This is a genomic window from Bacillus sp. NPDC094077, assembly GCF_050279465.1.
Classification (GTDB): domain Bacteria; phylum Bacillota; class Bacilli; order Bacillales; family Bacillaceae_G; genus Bacillus_A.
In genome coordinates, this window is sequence record NZ_JBNNUF010000007.1 from 104,641 (window position 1) to 123,566 (window position 18,926).

Here is an 18,926-nt window from a genome sequence, read left to right on the forward strand (position 1 = left end):
ATTTAATAACACCCAAGCTCTGCTTTATAGAATAACCACTCTTTTTTCACACAAGCACTTAACATATCAATTCCTGATCCGTGCGCCCTTACTACTGGAAAGAAATAATGCTCTGGTTCTTCTTTCTTATCGCCGTATAAGGTCTGGTACTCATCAGGAATTGCCTCTTTTTTCACATCCCGTTCTTTCTTCACTTCACCTGAGAAAGCAACAATTGGATGTCCCTCAAAGAATAGCGCAGCACGTACCGCAAGAGATGGTGTACTATGCAAAGCATAATATGTAAGTAAAATAATAACGATAACACCGATACATTTCTTCATATATTACTCCTAAAAAAAGTGCTAACACAATTATACTAAAATGTGTTAGCACTTTCTCCCCTTTATCTCGAATTGACGATTTAATAATCAGTGAAGGTGAACAAGATCCCCACTGATTAAAATTTCACTTTATTCCCCTTTAAATGATGGTAGACGTTTTTCTAAAAACGCAGCAATACCTTCCTTATGATCAGCTGTTTGTCTCATCGCATATTGACCGCGTTTTTCAAGCTGCAATGTTTGTTCTAAATTAGAGCGATTCACTTCACATAAAATTTGCTTCGTTTGAATCATCGCCTTAATCGGTTTTTGTAGCCATTCATTAATTTTTTGCTTCACAGCCGTTTGGAAATCCTCACCTATTACTTCATCAATTAAGCCGATATCTAGTGCTTCTGTCGCTGATAGTTTCTTTCCTTCCCAAATAATTTGCTTCGTCATATTTTCACCTACGCGCTTTTGAAGGAAGAAATGACCGCCACCATCTGGAATTAAAGCGATTCCAATAAAGTTCATCGCAATAATTGATGATATATCTGCCATAACATAATCAGCTGTTAATGCAATGCTTAATCCAAGACCAGCAGTTGGTCCATGAATTGCACTAATCACAAGTTTCGGCATCGTATATAAAGTCACAACGACTTCAGAAATGGTGTTCATAATACCATCAAACTTGCTTTCATCATTACTTGAAAGCATCGATTTAATATCCCCACCCGCAGAAAAACCACGGCCATTCCCGCATAGCACAACAATATGCGCAGAACTCTCCGCTACTTCTTTCAACTTTTGTAATAGCTCTTTTAATGTTGGCTCATCTAATGCATTTAACACCTCTGGACGATTGACCATAACCGTTGCTACGCGCCCTTCGTATTTCACAACAACAGATTCTGTTTTACTCGTTACTTCCATCATATACCCCTCTTTTCTACATAAAGATTATACTTATATAATTATAGAAAACAGGTAAAAAACCCTTCTTTTTTCTTAATTTTCTGTCTAATAATCTCACAATTTGTATATACCTTGTATAAAACATACAATTTCGTTGAAAAATATAGCAATCAAAGTCGGTTTATCCATACCTTTCATCTATTTACCATTACAATGAAATAATGTATTCTTAAGTTTAATGCTTAAAAACAAATATTGAAATTCATTCGCCTTACTATAAAAAGGTCTTTATCCCCTCAATCGGGTGCTGAAATAAAAGAATGAAGAAATGGAGGAACATATGGTTAATAAGTTGAAACAGACGGATAACTACTTCCCACATTTCCTACTGCTATTCATTGTGCTTCAACCAATTTTAGATTTACTAACATCTTTTTCAATCTATGTATTACACATGAGCGCAACAGTCGGAATCGTAGTCCGTTTCGCCTTTATGCTTCTTGCATTAGGGTATCTACTTCTTCATCACAAACAACAAGGTGCGAAAAAATACATTCTCTACTTATGCTTACTTGGAACTGTACTCACAATCGGCCTTGTTAATAATTTAATGGTCAAATCTCCAGTTTCTTTCGGAGAAGAAGTGAAATTCATTTTAAAGAGTGTATATCCAATTGTACTACTGTTTGGATATATTATCGCACTTAAAGAGTTAAAAAATAACGAATATGCGTTTCATAAAATCATTACTTATTTCTTATATGCAACGTTAATTTTGAGTATCTCAATAATTGCGGCAATGTTGACTGGTACGGATTTTCCAAGCTATCCGAACTCAAAGATCGGTTCAAGAGGATGGTTCTTTGCTGGAAATGATTTAAGTTCCATTTTCGCGATTATGTTCCCAATCGTTGTCTTGTACTCAATTCATAAAACAACTTCTTTCTCGAAAGTCTATTACTGGATTCCAACTATACTTGCGATGTATGCAAGCATTATGATCGGCACGAAAGTAGGCTATGGTGCCATTGTTATTACACTTGGCATCGCCCTTTTATTCTTATTCATTGAATATAGCATTCATCGTAAAAAAGAAGGAAAAGGATTCACATATCTTGTAAATACAATTGTTGCTGCTATCGTATTAGGAAGTTTACTCGTACTTACACCACATACTCCTATCGCAAAAAACATGAGTATCCATTTGCAAATATATGAATATAAAAAGTCAGTACAAGAAGAAAAGGACCGAAAAGAAGGAAAGGTAATTAAAGAAGAAGAACATGAGCAGGGTGAACTAACAGATTCTGAAATGAAAAGTTTAATTTATAGTGATCGTGACAAGTTTTTAAAAGTATACAAACAATACTATAAAGACGCACCACTATCTCAAAAGCTATTTGGAATGGGCTACGCTGGTAACTATACAACTACACCTAAGTTAGTCGAAATGGATTTCTACGACCTATTCTTCGCATTCGGCATTGTTGGGTTCCTTATGTACTTGCTGCCACTTCTTTATTTCGGTATTAAAATATTCATTCGCATCATCACAAACTTCAAGAAATTATTTAGCGTCAAACACATGCTACTAGCAAGTACACTCGTCCTATCGCTCGGCATTGGCTTTATGTCTGGCCACGTATTAACAGCGCCAGCCGTTAGTATTTTCTTCACTGTTATACTTGCTTATATGATTGTTGATTTGGAAATTGAATAATAAAAAGAAGGTGCTTCATAAAGTCACACTGGCTTTTGGAGCACCTTCTTTTTTATATTTAATTAGTGTTTTACATATTCTAAATTTTGTTTTTCGATATATGCTTCCTTTACAGCAGGATTATCTGAAATAATTTTAATCCACGCTTTTCCATTTATCATTTCTTCACCAGTAACTGTGACAACTGTATTTGTATTTAAACGATACAGTCGCTCATTTGACGTATGCGGATCCTTTTTGACTTCCACATTATTCATTACACGAGCAAGTTTATACTTATTGTATTCTTTTTTACCTAAATACGAATCAAAACGGTACATATGCCCTGCTACTTTTTTACCCCAGTTCGCATCAGATGCATATTTCGCATTTAAACCGGCAGCTTTATCGCCTGTATATGTTGCTGTATAACGCCAATGTCCTGGATTTAAATATCCTTCATTCATGTATACTTTTGCTGCATGTTCAATACAATCTTCTTTTGAATTAAATGATTCCCCGTTACCATATGGGCTGTCGTCTGTTGCTTTTAAACCAAATAAATTATTTTTATCTTTTGCAAGAGCGCTTGTTCCATAATAACTCTCATGGACTGCTAATGAATATAGGAATAATGCATTTACATTATACTTACTTTCTACTTCTTTAAATTTCTTTCCTAAACCAATTAATGGAGAATCTGGCTTAATCGATTTCACATAACTATCTAGTTGTTCAGCTGTATAATCTGTTTTCGAACGCAATGATAAATAGTTGAAATATTGATAGAAAGTTTCATTTCCAAACGTCTTTCCATCTACACTATACATTTGCTGTCCTTGCTTCATGAAAGAAGGTGCCGCGCCATATCTAAATTCTGTATATCCAGGTGAACTTGTATTATATGTATAATATTTATGGTATAAATATCCATCTGATTTCACATAATAAGATGAATTCTCCATTTCATTTGTAGGAATTAGAGTGATTTCATTTTTCTTCACATAACCTGTTAAATCAGAAAGTTGAACTTTCACACGATCTTCTCCAACTTCTAACACTTTAAATTCTGTTCCATACTGAACATATGTATATACCGTATTTAAATTTTCATCATACATATTAATGATGTTTTGCCCAGTTATTCTCTTCGCACTTGCAAAACCATCTTTAATCCATAAAAACTCGTTCTCGTACTTCACTGCATTCATACCTTTATTTTGCGCAGCTGTAACTGCTTCTTTATATGAATTATAGCGCTCTACTTCTTGCTCCGTCCCATTTTCCCTTACATTTGTCACGACATATTTCTTTGTTTCTACAGGATTGCTATTTCCGTTTTTTTCAATCGTCTGAAGCATTCGATCCAACATAGCTGAAGCCATACCTCTTGTAGCTGATAAATGTGGTCTAAATGTATTATCTTCTGGATATCCTTTAATAATTTGAGTAGCCACCATAACTTGTACATGCTCTTTATAGTTAATACTATCTTTATCAGTAAAGGTAAGCGGACTTACAGCTATTTTAATATTTTTATAGTCTAACGCTCGCTTTACCATTATCGCCATTTCTTCACGTGTAATCACGTCATTTGGCGAAAACATCTCGTTAGTACGTCCATTAATAATTTTCGCTCCAAATGCTCTACTTACACCGTCATATAAACCGTAAGATTGCGGTACATCTTTGAAATTCGAATCAGCTTTCGGTAAATTTAAAGCCCTTGCTATTAATGTAGCAAACTCTGCCCTCGTTACTTGTTTATCAGGTGCATATACATTCTCTCCATACCCCATCAAAATTCCTTTCGTAATGAGCGAACGCATATTACTCTCAAACATATGTCCTGTAATATCATCATTTGCCGCATAACTTGAAATAGGAGTTAAGAGTAATGATCCCGTTAATGCCACTGCTGTTATACCTTTTGAAAAATTCTTCACTGTTGTCCTCCTCGTAATCTATGAATTTATTATCACAAAGCTGATTATATAATAATTACAATTAGATTAGCATAATAAACAGAAATTAATATACAACGTTTTTGAAATTAGAATTTTCATTAAATTCCGCACAAAAACAAAAGACACTTTACTTTTTTAGTAAAGTGTCTTTTTCTATATGATGAGTGAGTTTCTTTATCGCTTGTTCACCTTGCAATTGAAACTCATCTATCGTCAATTGTAATCCTTGCTGCAGATCATCTTGTTGCATCAATTGCTTTTTCGCGATTTCATATAAATCCTCGGCACTCCATTCGCCATTTACACTTCCTATAACTGGTTGGTTCACTTGACTTAAAAACGAATCAATTTTTGGATCGTAAGAAATCCCAATCATTGGAGTTTTTGCTACAGCAGAAAAAATCAGTGCATGAAGACGCATACCAATTAAAAGTGAACACTGTGATAAAATGAATATTTTCTCATCAATATCCATTTTATACGGAAGCATATACGTCTCTTCCCCCATTAAGTCCACTACATCACGAGAAGCTTTTTGATCAAACGGTCCATGCATTGGAACAAATAAAATTTGGTATCCTTCTTGCTTTAATTTTTTTAGCGTAATAGCTAACTTTTTTATATAATCTTCTTTTGCATTCCAATAACGCACACTAACCGCAATTATTTTTCCATGCAACGAATGTTTTCGTAACCAATCAGATTGTTTTGTTCGTTTCCACATTAAAACCGGATCAGGAACAATTTCAATATCATTTTTTATGCCAAGTTCTTTTAAATATAAAAACGAATCCTCATCTCGAACTGATACATAGGAAGCTTTTGACAAGTTCCATTTTACTAATAGACGATTATGCCTTTTGGTAATTGGTCCTATTCCTTGTGAATAAATATAATATGGCTTTTTTAATAATCGAGCGATTCCCATAATACCCGTATAATATAAAATACTCTTCATGCTCGTCTGATCTTGAAGAAGGCTCCCACCACCGCTAATAAGTCCATCACTGTTTTTAATTGCATCATAAACAGCTTTTATATCCCAGCGATCTATCGATTCTACACCATACATTTCACTTGTATATTTAGAGTCATTTGATAGCACTACAAGTTCTATATTCGGGTTCTCTGTACTTAACGATTCAATAATCGATTGTAGAATAGCTTCGTCTCCAACATTATAAAAACCATAATATCCTGATAAAACTAAACGCACCCTAAATCTCCTCCAAAACTGGATAACCGTTTATTTCATCTAACATAAACTGGCACCCATTCCTTACCTAACACTTGATACCCTACAAAGTTCCCTCTTTATTCACTCACGCAAATTCCAATACTGAAATTTACAGCTCTATATTTATCTTTTCAAAAATGGTATTTGTTTTTTGATATCCATTTGAATTTCAAAGCACATACACCATACAACATTGTTGCAATAGTCAATGCTACACCACTGAGTAATAACGTCATAATCCTTGAAGATGTAACATCTATTATAGTAGATAGTTCATACAATCCTACTCCAAAAACACATGCTATTCCTAGCACACCAAAAAAGCTTTTGAAATGAATGGAATAGACAAGAGATTTTCGAATATACAGGTGATTTACAATACAAATCAACACATATGTAATCAACGTACTATACGCTGCTCCATCTATACCAAACTGCTGCACTAATACAATGTTTAACAGTATTTTCACACAACTCGCTCCGATAACAATCCACGCAGCTTGTGCAGAACGATTAATTCCCTGTAAAACACCTATCGTTAATACCATAATCGCAGTAAAATATGAACTGCCAATCATAACCGCTAACATACTACTGCCTTTCGCGTCTGTGAACAATCCCACATTTAATGGTACTGTTAGTGCCATCAACCATATTGTTAATGGTGCTGTCAAAACATGCGCTAGTCGATTTGTATTTTGAATGGTTCTTTTCACTAAATGTATATCTTTTTTGGCCAATGCGGAAGTTAAGAGTGGTATTAACGGAAATACAATTGCACTTGTAAAAATAACAATTATTTGCGTGAATGCAAAACCACGACTGTATATTCCAAATTGCTCTTGAATTTCTGTCGATGATCCTTGTAATGCATGCGGTATTGTAAGGGAATCTGCTAAGTTTAAAAGTGGCATTGATAGAGCTCCTATAGCAATTGGAATCGATACCTGTAGTATCCTCTTCCCGTCTTCTCTTAAATCTCGAAGCGAATAGGAGCTGTTCTTATTGTAGTATGGACTTCTATTATATTTTATACGCAAATATATAAGCGAACTAATGACCCCAAGAAAAGATCCAACCATTGCACCACTAGTAATAAAAGCGCTACTCTTCTCCCATGATACTAGTATGTAAGCGATTATTAACATAAAGAACACACGCACAAATTGCTCAATGACTTGTGATATCCCTGTTGGTTTCATATCACCAAACCCTTGAAAATATCCTCTATAAACCGCCATATATGGTGCAACGAGTAACGCTAATGAAGTAACGAGTAAAGGCATTCTAGTTTCTTGTCCACCAAGCATATTCGCAATTTCAGTGGAAAATAATACAATCACAATACATCCGAAAGCTCCAAATGCCATCCCTATAATTGATGCCGATTTAAATAGTTTCGCAATTTCTTTTTGCTTATTTTTCTCTTGTAACTCTGCAATTAATTTTGAAATCGCTAGCGGAACTCCAGCCACCGATAATGTAAGAGCAATCATATATACTGGAAAGACGAGACGAAAAATACCGAGCACTTCATCTCCTGCAATATTTTGTAATGGAATTTGAAAAAAACTACCAAGCAATTTCGACAAGAACGTTGTAATTGTTAAAATCGCTGCTCCTTTTACAAATCTTTTATTCATGTTCCTTCTCTTTTCTTTTATACATTTATTCTCAAACATATTGTTGTAAACGATTGGGACTTCATTTTATCCCATTGGGTTATCATATCAAATTTATTATCCGTTGCATACTTGCTTTTTTTTACAGAACGGAAAATGCTACTAATAAAAAGAACAATTTCACACATCTCCATTCCGTTTTTCTAATTCATTCCATTATATAGATGTACATATTGTTCGTACAAAGGTGACAAAACGAGTATTCCTTCTCTGCCATTGCGATATATATACAAACATACATAATAAGAATATCCCACACTCTATCATATAATTCATATAAGAGTGTGAGATATTCTTATTGTACCGTCTAAGCACCTAAAAATTTCAATTTCTCTTTCTGTTCATCGTTCGCCATTACTACGATCGTTTTTTCAATACTTGGATGTACTTGCTCAAGCGTTACACTCACTCCTACTTTATTTGACTGCTCAACAAAATTTAATAACGCCATCGCTCCTGACACATCTATATAGCGCACACCGTTCATACGTAAAACAACCGGCGACTTCACATCTTGCAAAGTAGTAAAAATACGATCTACTGATAGGAAAGACAGTGGTCCTTGAATCGTATACGTTGCTTCTCTTTCTTTTACAACAGAAGTTTTGCGTTCTTTACATTTCACCATGTATAGAATGAAGGAAAGAATAATCCCAAACGCAACAGCGATCATTAAATCAAACTTCACTGTTACAATCATCGTTACGAGCATAACAATAACATCACCTTTAGGTGCTACATACATCTTCTTCATGCTTTCCCAATCAAACATTCCAATACCCGTTAAAATTAAAATACCTGATAATACGCCAAGTGGAATGTATTGTACGACTGAACCGAGTCCCATAATGAAAACAAATAAAATAACACTATGCATACATGCCGAAAGCGCCGTTTTACCGCCACTTCTTATATTAACAATAGAACGAACAGTCGCACCTGCACCCGCTAATCCGCCGAACAATCCACTCATTATATTCCCGATACCTTGTCCAACGAGCTCTTTATTACTTTTATGACGTGTACCTGTCACGTTATCCATTACGACCGATGTTAACAACGAGTCGATTGATCCTAATAAAGCAATGCTAAGCGCTGGTAAAATAAGCTCTACTATCCCCCCGCCGCTTAAAGCCGGAATATGAAGAGAGGGCATCGCTTCTGGAATGGTTCCGATCTTTTCAATTACCTTATTGAGCGAAATATTCCCTACCATTGGAATATTCACTGTAAGTCCTTCTAATACAGAAGAAAATAAAGGGAGCATAGCTGTCACACCTACTAATGCAACTAAGCTAGAAGGAATTGCCTTAATCCATTTTCCAGAAACGATCATTACAATAATCGTTAATAATACAAGTAGGAAACTATTTTGCACGTGCTTCATTTCACCTAAAATAATAATCAGTGCAATGCCGTTCATAAACCCCGAAACAACAGGGTATGGAATATATCGAACGTAAGAACCGAGCTTACATACACCAAACAAAATTTGAAACAGTCCTGCCATCATAAATGCGATAAAACTCGCTTCTAACCCGTGTGTCGCAATAACTCCTGTCGCGATAACCGTAATCGGTCCAGTTGGCCCCGTTACTTGCCCAGGTGTCCCGCCAAATAACGCCGCGAATAAACCAGCAAAAATGGCCCCATATAATCCAACAAGCGCTCCTTCAGATGTTCCAGTTGCCGCAATCCCAAATGCAATGGCAAGTGGCAATGCAACAATCGCAACAGTAAATCCTGCTAAACATTCCTTTGCTATTCTTTGAAACATAAAATAACCACCTTATTTATAAAGTCCACGTTCCATTGTACACCTAAATAGGTTCATTCTTTAACGTACTTTTTACAGTCTCGTGAAGTAAACGTATCCAATGAAAAGTTTCCCCCTTATCTTTGGAAACAATTGCAACTATGCTATAATGAACGAATTAAATCTTTTACTACATATTTTGGAGGCACTATGCTAACTTTTGAAGAAAAATTATCGATCATTGAATCTTTCCCAGAATTAGAGAGAAAGAACGTATCATTAAAACGTGTAAACTTTCACTTTGCTGAAAGTCGTTTAGATAAAAAGAACGTTGTATATCACTTACATCCAAATGGAAACGGCTTTGTATATGCAAACGGCATTAAAGGTTACAAAACGGACGATAAAGGTATGATTAACATCCGCGAATTTTCAGCAGAAGAATTGCGTTCAGTAATTGAAAAATCAATTGAACTACTATCACAAGAAGAAGTAGTAGTACCTGCAGAGCCTGCGAAAGAAGAAGAATGGCATAACGAAGATGGCCATATCCTTACCCTTATCGCGGAGGATGACATGTGGAACGTTTACGCTGGCGTAAACTTAGACGGCACATTCAACTCTTATCCAGAAGCTGCGGAATACCTTGATGAAGAAGGTTTTTCACGTAAATAATGTGATCCTTTACTAAGGAACACACCACTGAGGGTGATCCCGTAAATTACGAGATCCCCCTCTATCAAATTACAAAGTCAAAACTTCTTATTTTCACTATCCCCTATAAAGATTTGAATTTGACAACTATAAGACTCTGTATTAAAAATATCCGTAACTAACTCCACTTCAATGAGACTTTCCACTTCTATATTATTTTCTTTTATATATTTAATCATAGTATTTCTACGTTCCTCTTCATTTTCTTTACTATACGATAAGGTTAAATACTTCCCACTTGGTAACATTTTTACATTCTTCTTATCTTCCATATGTACATCATCTTGTACCTTATTAAAAACATACTTCGGTTCTACATCCCACTTTTCATTTACGTTGTATAAAATCCCCATTTCCATTGACATTTTCCCTTCATAATCGTCAATGATTTTCTCTAAATCGGAATAATACAGTAATTCCTGTAAACTCCCCACTTCTTTACAAGGCGCTACAATTACATGACGCTGTTCAAAGGACTTAATAGATATTCCATCATTCTTTAATATTTCCTGTGAACTCCCCACTTTCTCATTTAAGCAATCAATTGTTTCGATTACTTCTTTCATTTTCTTTATATTTTCTTCTGCTTCATTTCTCTTCAATTGTAAAAATTGTAGTAGTTTATCCGTATTACACTCCTTAAAAATCTCTTGAAGTTCTACTATACTGGTGTTTAACTCTCTACAGCTTTTTATAATATCTATGTGAATAAATTGATCTATAGAATAATATCTATATCCTGTTAATTCATCAATATGTTTTGGAATAAGAATCCCCATCTTATGATAATATCTTAAAGCTTTTATCGTAATATCCTTTATTTTTGCAACTTCTCCAATAGAAAATAATTTTCCCACCTGAATCTCTTCCTTTTTATTTTTTTCACCACTGTTGACTCTCCCCTTAGAGGAGACCTTACTATTATAATAAATTATTTACATTGATAAAGGGAGTATACAATTATGAACACAGTACAATATAGAAGCCTTGTTAAAGAAGACTATGAATCCATTAAACATTTAATTGGTGAAGCATTTGGATTTAATCAATTCATTACAGATAAAAACTTTTTAGATTCCTTATTAAACTTCTATCTACAAAGTTGTATTTTAGGCAGTTCCTTTAGCAAGGTAGCTGAAAAAGATAATAAAATTATTGGTGTCATTTTAGGCGATGCCGAAAAAGATAAAAACCGTTTAAAGAGATTTCATAATACTTTTAGCTTTTCCTATAACACACTGAAACTATTCATGACGAATAAAGAGAATAGAGAATTTTTAAAATCATTTTTACAAGTTAAAAAAACATATAAGGAACTAATTCAAGGAAAAGAAGATCAGTTTCAAGGCTGTATACAATTATTCATCGTATCTGAAGAATCTAGAGGGCTTGGGGTTGGGAAAACATTAACGAACTACTTATTCCAATATATGACAACAGAAGATGTGACATCTTTATATTTATATACAGACGATAACTGTAACTATGGATTTTATGACAAGCAAAACTTCAAACGTGTCACAGAGAAAGAAATTACTTTTGAATCAATAGAAGAAAATTTAAATATCTTTTTATACCGCTATGATTTCAACTAATAGTAACTTTCACACTTCTATGCTCTTTACTAATTAGTAAAGGGCTATATGAAGTATGAGTGTTCACTTTAACATCTCACCTCTTGCATTATCACTCCTATATAGAAAGAAAGCGAGTGGTTATTAGACTAAACCCTTCCACCACTACAGTTTTAGCTCGATTAGAGTGAGACTATTCAACATGGAAGGAAAAGGGGAAAACATGTAACAACATCAGTTTAAAAAGGAGAGCACAACATGGAATGGATTCACGAATTGTTTCAGCAATACGGGTATTATGTCGTACTCATCGGATTGCTTTTAGAATATATCGCTCTCCCCTTTCCAGGGGAGCCAACATTAGCCTATGCGGGATTTTTATCACATCAAGGTGATTTAAGTTTACCAACTTTAATTATTTTATCTTTTATTGGGACAAGTGTAGGTATGACATTCCAATACTTTGTAGGAAATAAACTTGGCATGCCTTTCATTCAGAAATACGGCAAATATATATTCTTAACACAACGAAAAATTGATTTAACGAAAATGTGGTTCGATAAATACGGATATTTTCTAATCTTTATCGCTTTTTTCATTCCAGGCGTACGCCACTTTACAGGGTACTTTGCAGGAATTATCAACTTACCATTTCGCCGCTTTGCGATGACAATTTATTCAGGCGCCCTATTTTGGGTATCATTCTTCTTGATTAGCGGTTACTGGTTAGGTGAAAATTTAGAAGATATATTCATGGTACTTGGTCAACACAGTTGGAAAATTATCTTCGGTATTATTGTCATTACGCTAATCATACGATTTCGTAAAAAAATACAGCATGTGTTTATAAAGTGAAACTTTAATCAGTGGGGGGTGTCCATCCCCCACTGATTATTAGCCCACACCAATCGGGCTTTTACGGACAGTAAGACTCCCATTAATGCGGGATAAACAATCTAAATTAAAACGAAAAGCATGTTATTAAAACCTTTCACCAATCTATTTTTCAATCAAACTAACTGCCACATTTAATCATTTCCAATACAAATAAGGCTACCTTCCCTTATTAAGAAAGATAGCCTTATTTGTATTGACAACTGCTCTATCACCTACTTTTTCGCACCTTTCAAAGACTCTCTCAGCACAAATTTTTGTAATTTCCCACTCGCATTACGCGGAAGCTCATCCACAAATAAATAATGACGCGGGCGTTTATAATCTGCTAATTCATCACTTTCTTTACAATACGTTTCTAAATCAGCTTCTGTAATTGTTTCATCTTTCTTGACAACGACAGCCACAACACGTTCTCCCCATAATTCATCTGGCTCACCAAGCACTGCAACATCTAATATACCAGGATGACTATGGAGGAAATCTTCAATTTCACGAGGATAAATATTTACGCCTCCGCTAATTACCATATCATCCACACGGTCTGCAACGAATAAATAGCCATCTTTATCAAAGTAACCTAAATCACCAGAATGATACCAGCCTTTATACATCGATTTTTCATTCGCTTCTTCACGGTTATGATAGCCAGCCATCATAGTTGGGCCGCGCAAAATAATTTCTCCCACTTCATAAGGAGGTAATACATCATCTGGTTCTGCCGGTGCATCTTCATTCGGTTTTACAATACGAATTTCATGACTAAAGCATGGCGTTCCTGCTGAACCAGCTTTCGGAATTTGATCCTCTTCTACGAGAAACGCAACAACTGGTCCCATTTCTGTCATCCCGTATATTTGAACGAGATCAATATAAAGACGTTCTTTACATTCCTTCACTAAAGCTGGTGCCATTGCTGCTCCGCCATATATACCAATTTTCATCGAAGTTAAATCATACTGGGCTAAATCTTTTTGCAGTAACATATTCCACATCGTCGGTGCTGCAAAGAACGTTGTAACCTTCTCTTCTTGAATCGTATGTAATACTGTTTCTGTATCAAAATGATGTAAAATAACATTCTTTCCGCCAACTTGAATGCGTGGTATGATTCCAGCATTCAACTCACCACAATGATATAACGGAGCTACTACAAGCCCGACACTATCCCTATTATATTTTAAGAAATACGTACAAATCATACTATGCTCAGCCATATCACGATGACGATGTAGTACACCTTTCGGATGACCTGTCGTACCGCTCGTATAAAGCATAGAGCAATAATCCATTTCATCAATTTCGATATCTACTTTTTCAGAAGGTGCTGCATTTACTTTGTCATGGTAGGAACTTGCATAGGAAGGTTTATCGTCTTCTACATACCAAAAAGACGTATTTGGAAAATCTCTCTCAATCATAGCAACAGTTGATTCAACTGCTTTTTCAAAGACAACTACTTTCGAGGATGCGTCCTGGAGAATATAAGATACTTCTTTCGCTTTTAGGCGGAAATTAATCGGGTTAAAGATTGCACCGATTTTTGCACAAGCTAAGTAAACGTTTACAAATTCACGACAGTTATATAAATAAACAGATACACAATCTCCCTTTCTTACCCCTTCTTCTAATAGAGCGTGCGCCGTTTTATTTATTTGCTCATCCCACTGTTTATATGTCCAGCGAATATTTTTTTCTGGTTCTACTAAAGCCTCTTTATTTGGGTACTTACCAACTGCTAAATCAAAAATTCTCCCTATTGTCATGTACATACCAACAATTTCCCCCTTTTCTCTTTCATAAATCTATCATTTCGTCCATAAGTAGACATTGTCCTCTAGAAAACTGACTAATTTTTCTGATTATTATCGACATAGTTTTACAAATGAAGGTAGTTTTTGATTCACTTCTCGGTAAATAAAATTATATCGGCGATTTTTCGAATATATCGACCGCAACTCAATTTATATCAGCGATTTCTTACATATATCGACTTACCGACAAAAACTGACAATATAAAGTGAAACTTTAATCAGTGGGGGGTTTGTCCATTATTAGCCTTCACCAATCGGGCTTTTACGGGCCGTTATCTCCCACCTAACTTCCTCGCATTCGCCGAATTTTTGGGTGAGAGTCTTACTACCCGCAAATAGCGGGATAAAAAAGAGTCTGTTCCAAATCGGAACAGACTCCTTCTCCTTACACAAACAGCTCTTCTAAAATTTTCAGTTTATCTTCTGTATATTTTACAAAGCCATCGTTATATGATTTTGGATCTTTCGGATTTGCAAAGTGCGTAATTGCGCCTGTCTTCGGATGAACAAACTTACTTGAAGCACCGCATCCAAGTCCGATAATCGATTGTACTTCTTCCATAATGACAATGTTGTAAATACTTTCTTGCGTAGGCATTGCATAACCAACGTTTTCTAAGTTACCTAAAATATTTTTTTGACGATATAGGTAATATGGTACGTAATTATGCTTTTGCGTCCACTCTTCTGCTTCGTGCATCATCGCTGTAATTTCTTCACGACCTGCTACTTTATATTTACGTTTATTTTGCGTCATTTCAGAAGCACGTTTAAATGATAACGTATGAACTGTTAACGACTCTGGCATTAACTTTTCTGTTTCATCTAACGTATGTTTAAAGATTTCTAACCCTTCACCAGGAAGACCAATAATTAAGTCCATATTAATATTGTTCATTCCCATTTCACGAGCTAAATGATACTTCTCAATTGTTTCTTCTACAGTATGATGACGTCCAATTGCTTTTAGTGTTTCTTGATGGTATGACTGCGGATTAATACTAATACGGTCAATATTCCATTTATTTAACACTTCTAGCTTTGCTGGTGTAATCGTATCTGGGCGACCTGCCTCAACTGTTACTTCACGTACATTTTTTACATCTGGGAACGCTTCATACATTTCTTCATACAGCATATCCATCTCTTCTGCTGTAATACTTGTCGGTGTACCGCCGCCGTAATAAATCGTCGTAACTTTCACACCTTTTTCTTTTAAAAACTTACCAATTTCACGAACTTCATAATGTAAACCGCCTAAGAACGAATCAACTGATCCTTGGCGTCCGTTAATTGCGTAAGCTGGGAATGTACAGTATGCACATTTTGTTGGACAGAATGGAATACCGATATAAATACTTACTTCCTCTTTCAAGCGGTATAAATCTGGAACAACCGCTAATTGACAATCAACAATGCGCTGAAGAAGTTCAATTTTCTCTTCATGAATTAAATAGCTTTCACGAAGTTCTTGGTGCGCTTCTTCTTTTGACATACCATTTTGAAGCATTTTATGAAGAAGTTTCGTCGGACGTACTCCCGTTAAAATACCCCAGCTTTGTTCAATGCCTGTTAACTGCTGAAGAACAGAAAGATATACATAAGAAACAACGTGTTTCACTTGCTTCATACGCTCTTTTTCGTCTGTAAAAGCAGATAAATCTTTCGCGAATGTTTCTTCATACACATTTCCAGTAGCAACATCCGTTAAACGAGCTGATGCTTTCACATTCTCTTCAATGTGTATATCAACGATAAGATTTGCTTCCTCTTGTTCAAATCCAATCGTACTATCTTCAAAAAATAAGCCGCCAATATTTTGCAGCGGACGTAAAAAACGATCATCTTGTAACGTTTTAATTGAAATTAACAACATTATCACCTTTTCATTTGCAAACTCTCTTTAGTTTACTTGAAGGGCGTTTACAGGTCAATACAGAAGGTTTTACCTGTTCCTCTTACATTTTACTATTATTTCGAATAATTCTTTTTACGAATATCATTCAGATATATAGACATCATGATTTTCTCTTGTTAATATTTATTAGTACTAAATTGATACATATCAAAAATACAATATATAAAGGAGGAATATTAACACTAGATTCAAAAATCTAATGTGTTAAAAACAAATATGAAAAAGAAATTTTATAGTGTTTTAACCCTCTCTCTTGCATTACAAACTGTGATGGCACCTACCTATTCATTTGCAGAGAGTGCTGAAAAATCCGCGGAAGTATATACGGATGAGCAAGTTTTAAAAAGTATTGAAGAACATGTTAAGGAGCATAGCACACATGAAGAGGATATCGAGATCACTGGCGAATTCCTTTTATACACATCAAAAAAACATTTATTATATGACGCAAGTAATTTAAAAAACAAATCGAATATCGAGATTACAGAACAAATAGTAACGGCGACAAAGAAAAAAGGGAATGCGTACTACATAACGACTCCAGCTGGCGCTGGGTGGATAGATAACAATGATAATGGCATAGAAGTTCAAGAGATTCATAAACTATCTAACCAAAAATTAATCGTGAAAGAAGAAGCTTCCATACATTCATTCCCATTCCAATCGTTTAAAGAAGAGGGTAAACTACAACCACAAGTAATTACTCCTACTGAACAAGCAGGAAATTGGTTTAAAGTCCAAATAAATGAAACATCAAAGTGGATTTATGCACCATCTGCTACGTTTGAAGGCACAAAAGCTTCATTATTAAAAAACGAACGTTCTGCTAAAAGTAGTTTATTGAGAGCTCCAGCTACTCTACAAACAAACAATATTTATGGCGTTACATTTAAAGAAATGATTGTCCCAAAAGGAAATGACAATATTCGTCCTGGCTACGCAATGGTACCTAAATATATTACAATTCACGAGACGGCTAATACAGCGAAGGGTGCCAATGCTCTAAATCACGCAAAATACTTAGACAGTCAGGCACGTGGAACAGCTGATCGCGCTGCCTCTTGGCACTTCACAGTAGATGATAAAGAAATTTATCAACATCTTCCTGTAAATGAAGTTGGATGGCATGCTGGAAATAAAACTGGAAACTATGAATCTATCGGAATAGAAATTGCCGTTAATCAAGATGGAAATTATGAAAAAGCGGTAGAAAATGCCCGTAAATTAGCGGCTTATTTAATGAATGAGTTAAATATTTCTTTAGATAATGTCCAAAAACATCAATTTTGGTCAGGGAAAAACTGTCCTGCTTTTATGATTCAACGTGGACAATGGGACGCATTTTTAAAAGGAACAGAAGCTTATTATAAGGAAAACCGAAAAGATCCAGTAACTGATGACATTACAGGTGGATGGTATGAACAAGACATTCGTCAATTAGCAGCTAGAGGCATTATGTTAGGAGAAGGGAACGGCAATTACTACCCAAATCGTCTTGTAACACGTGCTGAATTTGCTACTTTAATTACTCGCGCTTTACAATTACCAAGTGGAAATGCTAGTTTCACAGACCTAGGAACAGTACATCCATCTTTAAGAGATGGTATCAATCGTGCATCAAGCGCAGGCATCATTATCGGACGTGGTAATAATACCTTTGATCCAAATGCCACAATTACACGCGAAGAAGCTGTTATTATGATTGACCGCTCACTAAAATATGCTGGTATTGTTGCAAAGCCAGTTGAACTACCATTCGTAGACAAAGACTCAGTCTATGCTAAAGAAGCACTACAAAGAGTTTACGGGTATGGAATTGTAAAAGGCAATGAACACAATCAATTCGTACCAAAAGGATCGGCAAAACGTGCTGAAGCAGCTGCATTTATAAATCGAATGCTTAACGTGATTGAAGCTTAAAAATATTTATAACACAATATAGATGTTTTTACCTTATCTGTATGAACTTAAAAGGCATAAGAGATCATATATCTCTTATGCCTTTTATAAATCTATTAGCTATTCTTAGTCATAAATCTTAAACGTATTCCTAACAACATAAGTACAAAACCAACGAATGGAAGATAATTCATATCATGCCCTGTGGCTGGAAGTTGTTGATCCTTAGAAGAACCTTGTCCTTTTTCTGGCAAGTTAGGCTTTTCTGTTCCTTCACCCGGTTTCTCTGTTTCTTCACCTGGCTTTTCTGTTCCTTCACCTGGTTTCTCTGTTTCTTCACCTGGCTTTTCTGTTTCTTCACCTGGCTTTTCTGTTTCTTCACCTGGTTTTTCTGTTTCTTCACCTGGCTTCTCTGTTTCTTCACCTGGCTTTTCTGTTTCTTCACCTGGCTTTTCTGTTTCTTCACCTGGCTTTTCTGTTTCTTCACCTGGCTTTTCTGTTTCTTCACCTGGCTTTTCTGTTTCTTCACCTGGCTTTTCTGTTTCTTCA

Annotated in this window: 14 protein-coding genes and 1 pseudogene; 5 read left to right on the plus strand and 10 right to left on the minus strand. The window is 35.3% G+C overall.

The features are described 5' to 3' along the window. Positions 1–2: 2 nt before the first annotated feature. Both ACQKNR_RS17910 and ACQKNR_RS17915 read right to left on the minus strand, forming a co-directional pair. The gene (locus ACQKNR_RS17910) at positions 3–323 is read right to left on the minus strand and encodes a hypothetical protein (protein ID WP_427319245.1); all 321 of its coding nucleotides are present in this window, start codon (positions 321–323) and stop codon (positions 3–5) included. A 129-nt stretch (positions 324–452) separates the two neighbouring features. Further along, positions 453–1,241, minus strand: coding sequence for an enoyl-CoA hydratase (locus ACQKNR_RS17915; RefSeq protein ID WP_427319491.1), 789 nt, complete (start codon positions 1,239–1,241; stop codon positions 453–455). A 322-nt stretch (positions 1,242–1,563) separates the two neighbouring features. Here ACQKNR_RS17915 and ACQKNR_RS17920 point away from each other — a divergent pair, with 322 nt between their 5' ends. Next, entirely contained in the window at positions 1,564–2,943 is a 1,380-nt protein-coding gene (locus ACQKNR_RS17920; RefSeq protein WP_427319246.1) for an O-antigen ligase family protein, read from the plus strand. A gap of 62 nt (positions 2,944–3,005) precedes the next feature. Here the strand turns inward: ACQKNR_RS17920 and ACQKNR_RS17925 are convergent, their stop codons facing one another. The 4 genes and pseudogenes from ACQKNR_RS17925 to ACQKNR_RS17940 all read right to left on the minus strand — a co-directional run bounded on the left by ACQKNR_RS17925 (position 3,006) and on the right by ACQKNR_RS17940 (position 9,585). Then, entirely contained in the window at positions 3,006–4,868 is a 1,863-nt protein-coding gene (locus ACQKNR_RS17925) for an S-layer homology domain-containing protein (RefSeq protein ID WP_427319248.1), read from the minus strand. A gap of 148 nt (positions 4,869–5,016) precedes the next feature. Continuing rightward, positions 5,017–6,105, minus strand: coding sequence for a polysaccharide pyruvyl transferase CsaB (gene csaB / locus ACQKNR_RS17930; RefSeq protein ID WP_427319250.1), 1,089 nt, complete (start codon positions 6,103–6,105; stop codon positions 5,017–5,019). Between the two features lie 144 nt (positions 6,106–6,249). After that, positions 6,250–7,769: pseudogene (locus tag ACQKNR_RS17935) on the minus strand (putative polysaccharide biosynthesis protein). A gap of 346 nt (positions 7,770–8,115) precedes the next feature. Then, entirely contained in the window at positions 8,116–9,585 is a 1,470-nt protein-coding gene (locus ACQKNR_RS17940; RefSeq protein WP_427319252.1) for a SulP family inorganic anion transporter, read from the minus strand. 189 nt (positions 9,586–9,774) lie between these two features. Between ACQKNR_RS17940 and ACQKNR_RS17945 the strand changes: the two genes are divergently transcribed. Continuing rightward, positions 9,775–10,239 (plus strand): hypothetical protein, encoded by a 465-nt coding sequence (locus ACQKNR_RS17945; protein ID WP_193413715.1) that lies wholly within the window; start codon positions 9,775–9,777, stop codon positions 10,237–10,239. Between the two features lie 77 nt (positions 10,240–10,316). Here the strand turns inward: ACQKNR_RS17945 and ACQKNR_RS17950 are convergent, their stop codons facing one another. Next, positions 10,317–11,135 carry a MerR family transcriptional regulator gene (locus ACQKNR_RS17950; RefSeq protein ID WP_427319255.1) on the minus strand — a complete coding sequence of 273 codons (819 nt, stop codon included), beginning with the start codon at positions 11,133–11,135 and terminating at the stop codon, positions 10,317–10,319. Positions 11,136–11,240: 105 nt separating this feature from the next. Between ACQKNR_RS17950 and ACQKNR_RS17955 the strand changes: the two genes are divergently transcribed. Beyond that, entirely contained in the window at positions 11,241–11,873 is a 633-nt protein-coding gene (locus ACQKNR_RS17955; protein WP_427319257.1) for a GNAT family N-acetyltransferase, read from the plus strand. Positions 11,874–12,110: 237 nt separating this feature from the next. Then, on the plus strand, positions 12,111–12,707 hold the full coding sequence (locus ACQKNR_RS17960) for a DedA family protein (protein WP_427319259.1): 597 nt from the start codon (positions 12,111–12,113) through the stop codon (positions 12,705–12,707). Positions 12,708–12,961: 254 nt separating this feature from the next. Here the strand turns inward: ACQKNR_RS17960 and ACQKNR_RS17965 are convergent, their stop codons facing one another. After that, on the minus strand, positions 12,962–14,518 hold the full coding sequence (locus ACQKNR_RS17965) for a fatty acid--CoA ligase (RefSeq protein ID WP_427319261.1): 1,557 nt from the start codon (positions 14,516–14,518) through the stop codon (positions 12,962–12,964). 427 nt (positions 14,519–14,945) lie between these two features. Further along, entirely contained in the window at positions 14,946–16,436 is a 1,491-nt protein-coding gene (locus ACQKNR_RS17970; RefSeq protein WP_427319263.1) for a coproporphyrinogen III oxidase, read from the minus strand. A gap of 258 nt (positions 16,437–16,694) precedes the next feature. On the opposite strand from ACQKNR_RS17970, the gene ACQKNR_RS17975 reads away from it, so the two are divergent. Next, entirely contained in the window at positions 16,695–18,398 is a 1,704-nt protein-coding gene (locus ACQKNR_RS17975) for an S-layer homology domain-containing protein (RefSeq protein WP_427319264.1), read from the plus strand. Between the two features lie 95 nt (positions 18,399–18,493). Here the strand turns inward: ACQKNR_RS17975 and ACQKNR_RS17980 are convergent. Beyond that, positions 18,494–18,926: LPXTG cell wall anchor domain-containing protein (locus ACQKNR_RS17980; protein ID WP_427319266.1), on the minus strand; the 433-nt coding region annotated here is incomplete at its 5' end.

What these genes read in the sequence shown, in the direction of transcription:
- ACQKNR_RS17910 (WP_427319245.1), bottom strand. Translation starts at nt 323, where the DNA reads ATGAAGAAATGTATCGGTGTTATCGTTATTATTTTACTTACATATTAT.
- ACQKNR_RS17915 (WP_427319491.1), bottom strand. Translation starts at nt 1,241, where the DNA reads ATGGAAGTAACGAGTAAAACAGAATCTGTTGTTGTGAAATACGAAGGG.
- ACQKNR_RS17920 (WP_427319246.1), top strand. Translation starts at nt 1,564, where the DNA reads ATGGTTAATAAGTTGAAACAGACGGATAACTACTTCCCACATTTCCTA.
- ACQKNR_RS17940 (WP_427319252.1), bottom strand. Translation starts at nt 9,585, where the DNA reads ATGTTTCAAAGAATAGCAAAGGAATGTTTAGCAGGATTTACTGTTGCG.
- ACQKNR_RS17945 (WP_193413715.1), top strand. Translation starts at nt 9,775, where the DNA reads ATGCTAACTTTTGAAGAAAAATTATCGATCATTGAATCTTTCCCAGAA.
- ACQKNR_RS17955 (WP_427319257.1), top strand. Translation starts at nt 11,241, where the DNA reads ATGAACACAGTACAATATAGAAGCCTTGTTAAAGAAGACTATGAATCC.
- ACQKNR_RS17960 (WP_427319259.1), top strand. Translation starts at nt 12,111, where the DNA reads ATGGAATGGATTCACGAATTGTTTCAGCAATACGGGTATTATGTCGTA.
- ACQKNR_RS17965 (WP_427319261.1), bottom strand. Translation starts at nt 14,518, where the DNA reads ATGTACATGACAATAGGGAGAATTTTTGATTTAGCAGTTGGTAAGTAC.
- ACQKNR_RS17970 (WP_427319263.1), bottom strand. Translation starts at nt 16,436, where the DNA reads ATGTTGTTAATTTCAATTAAAACGTTACAAGATGATCGTTTTTTACGT.
- ACQKNR_RS17975 (WP_427319264.1), top strand. Translation starts at nt 16,695, where the DNA reads ATGAAAAAGAAATTTTATAGTGTTTTAACCCTCTCTCTTGCATTACAA.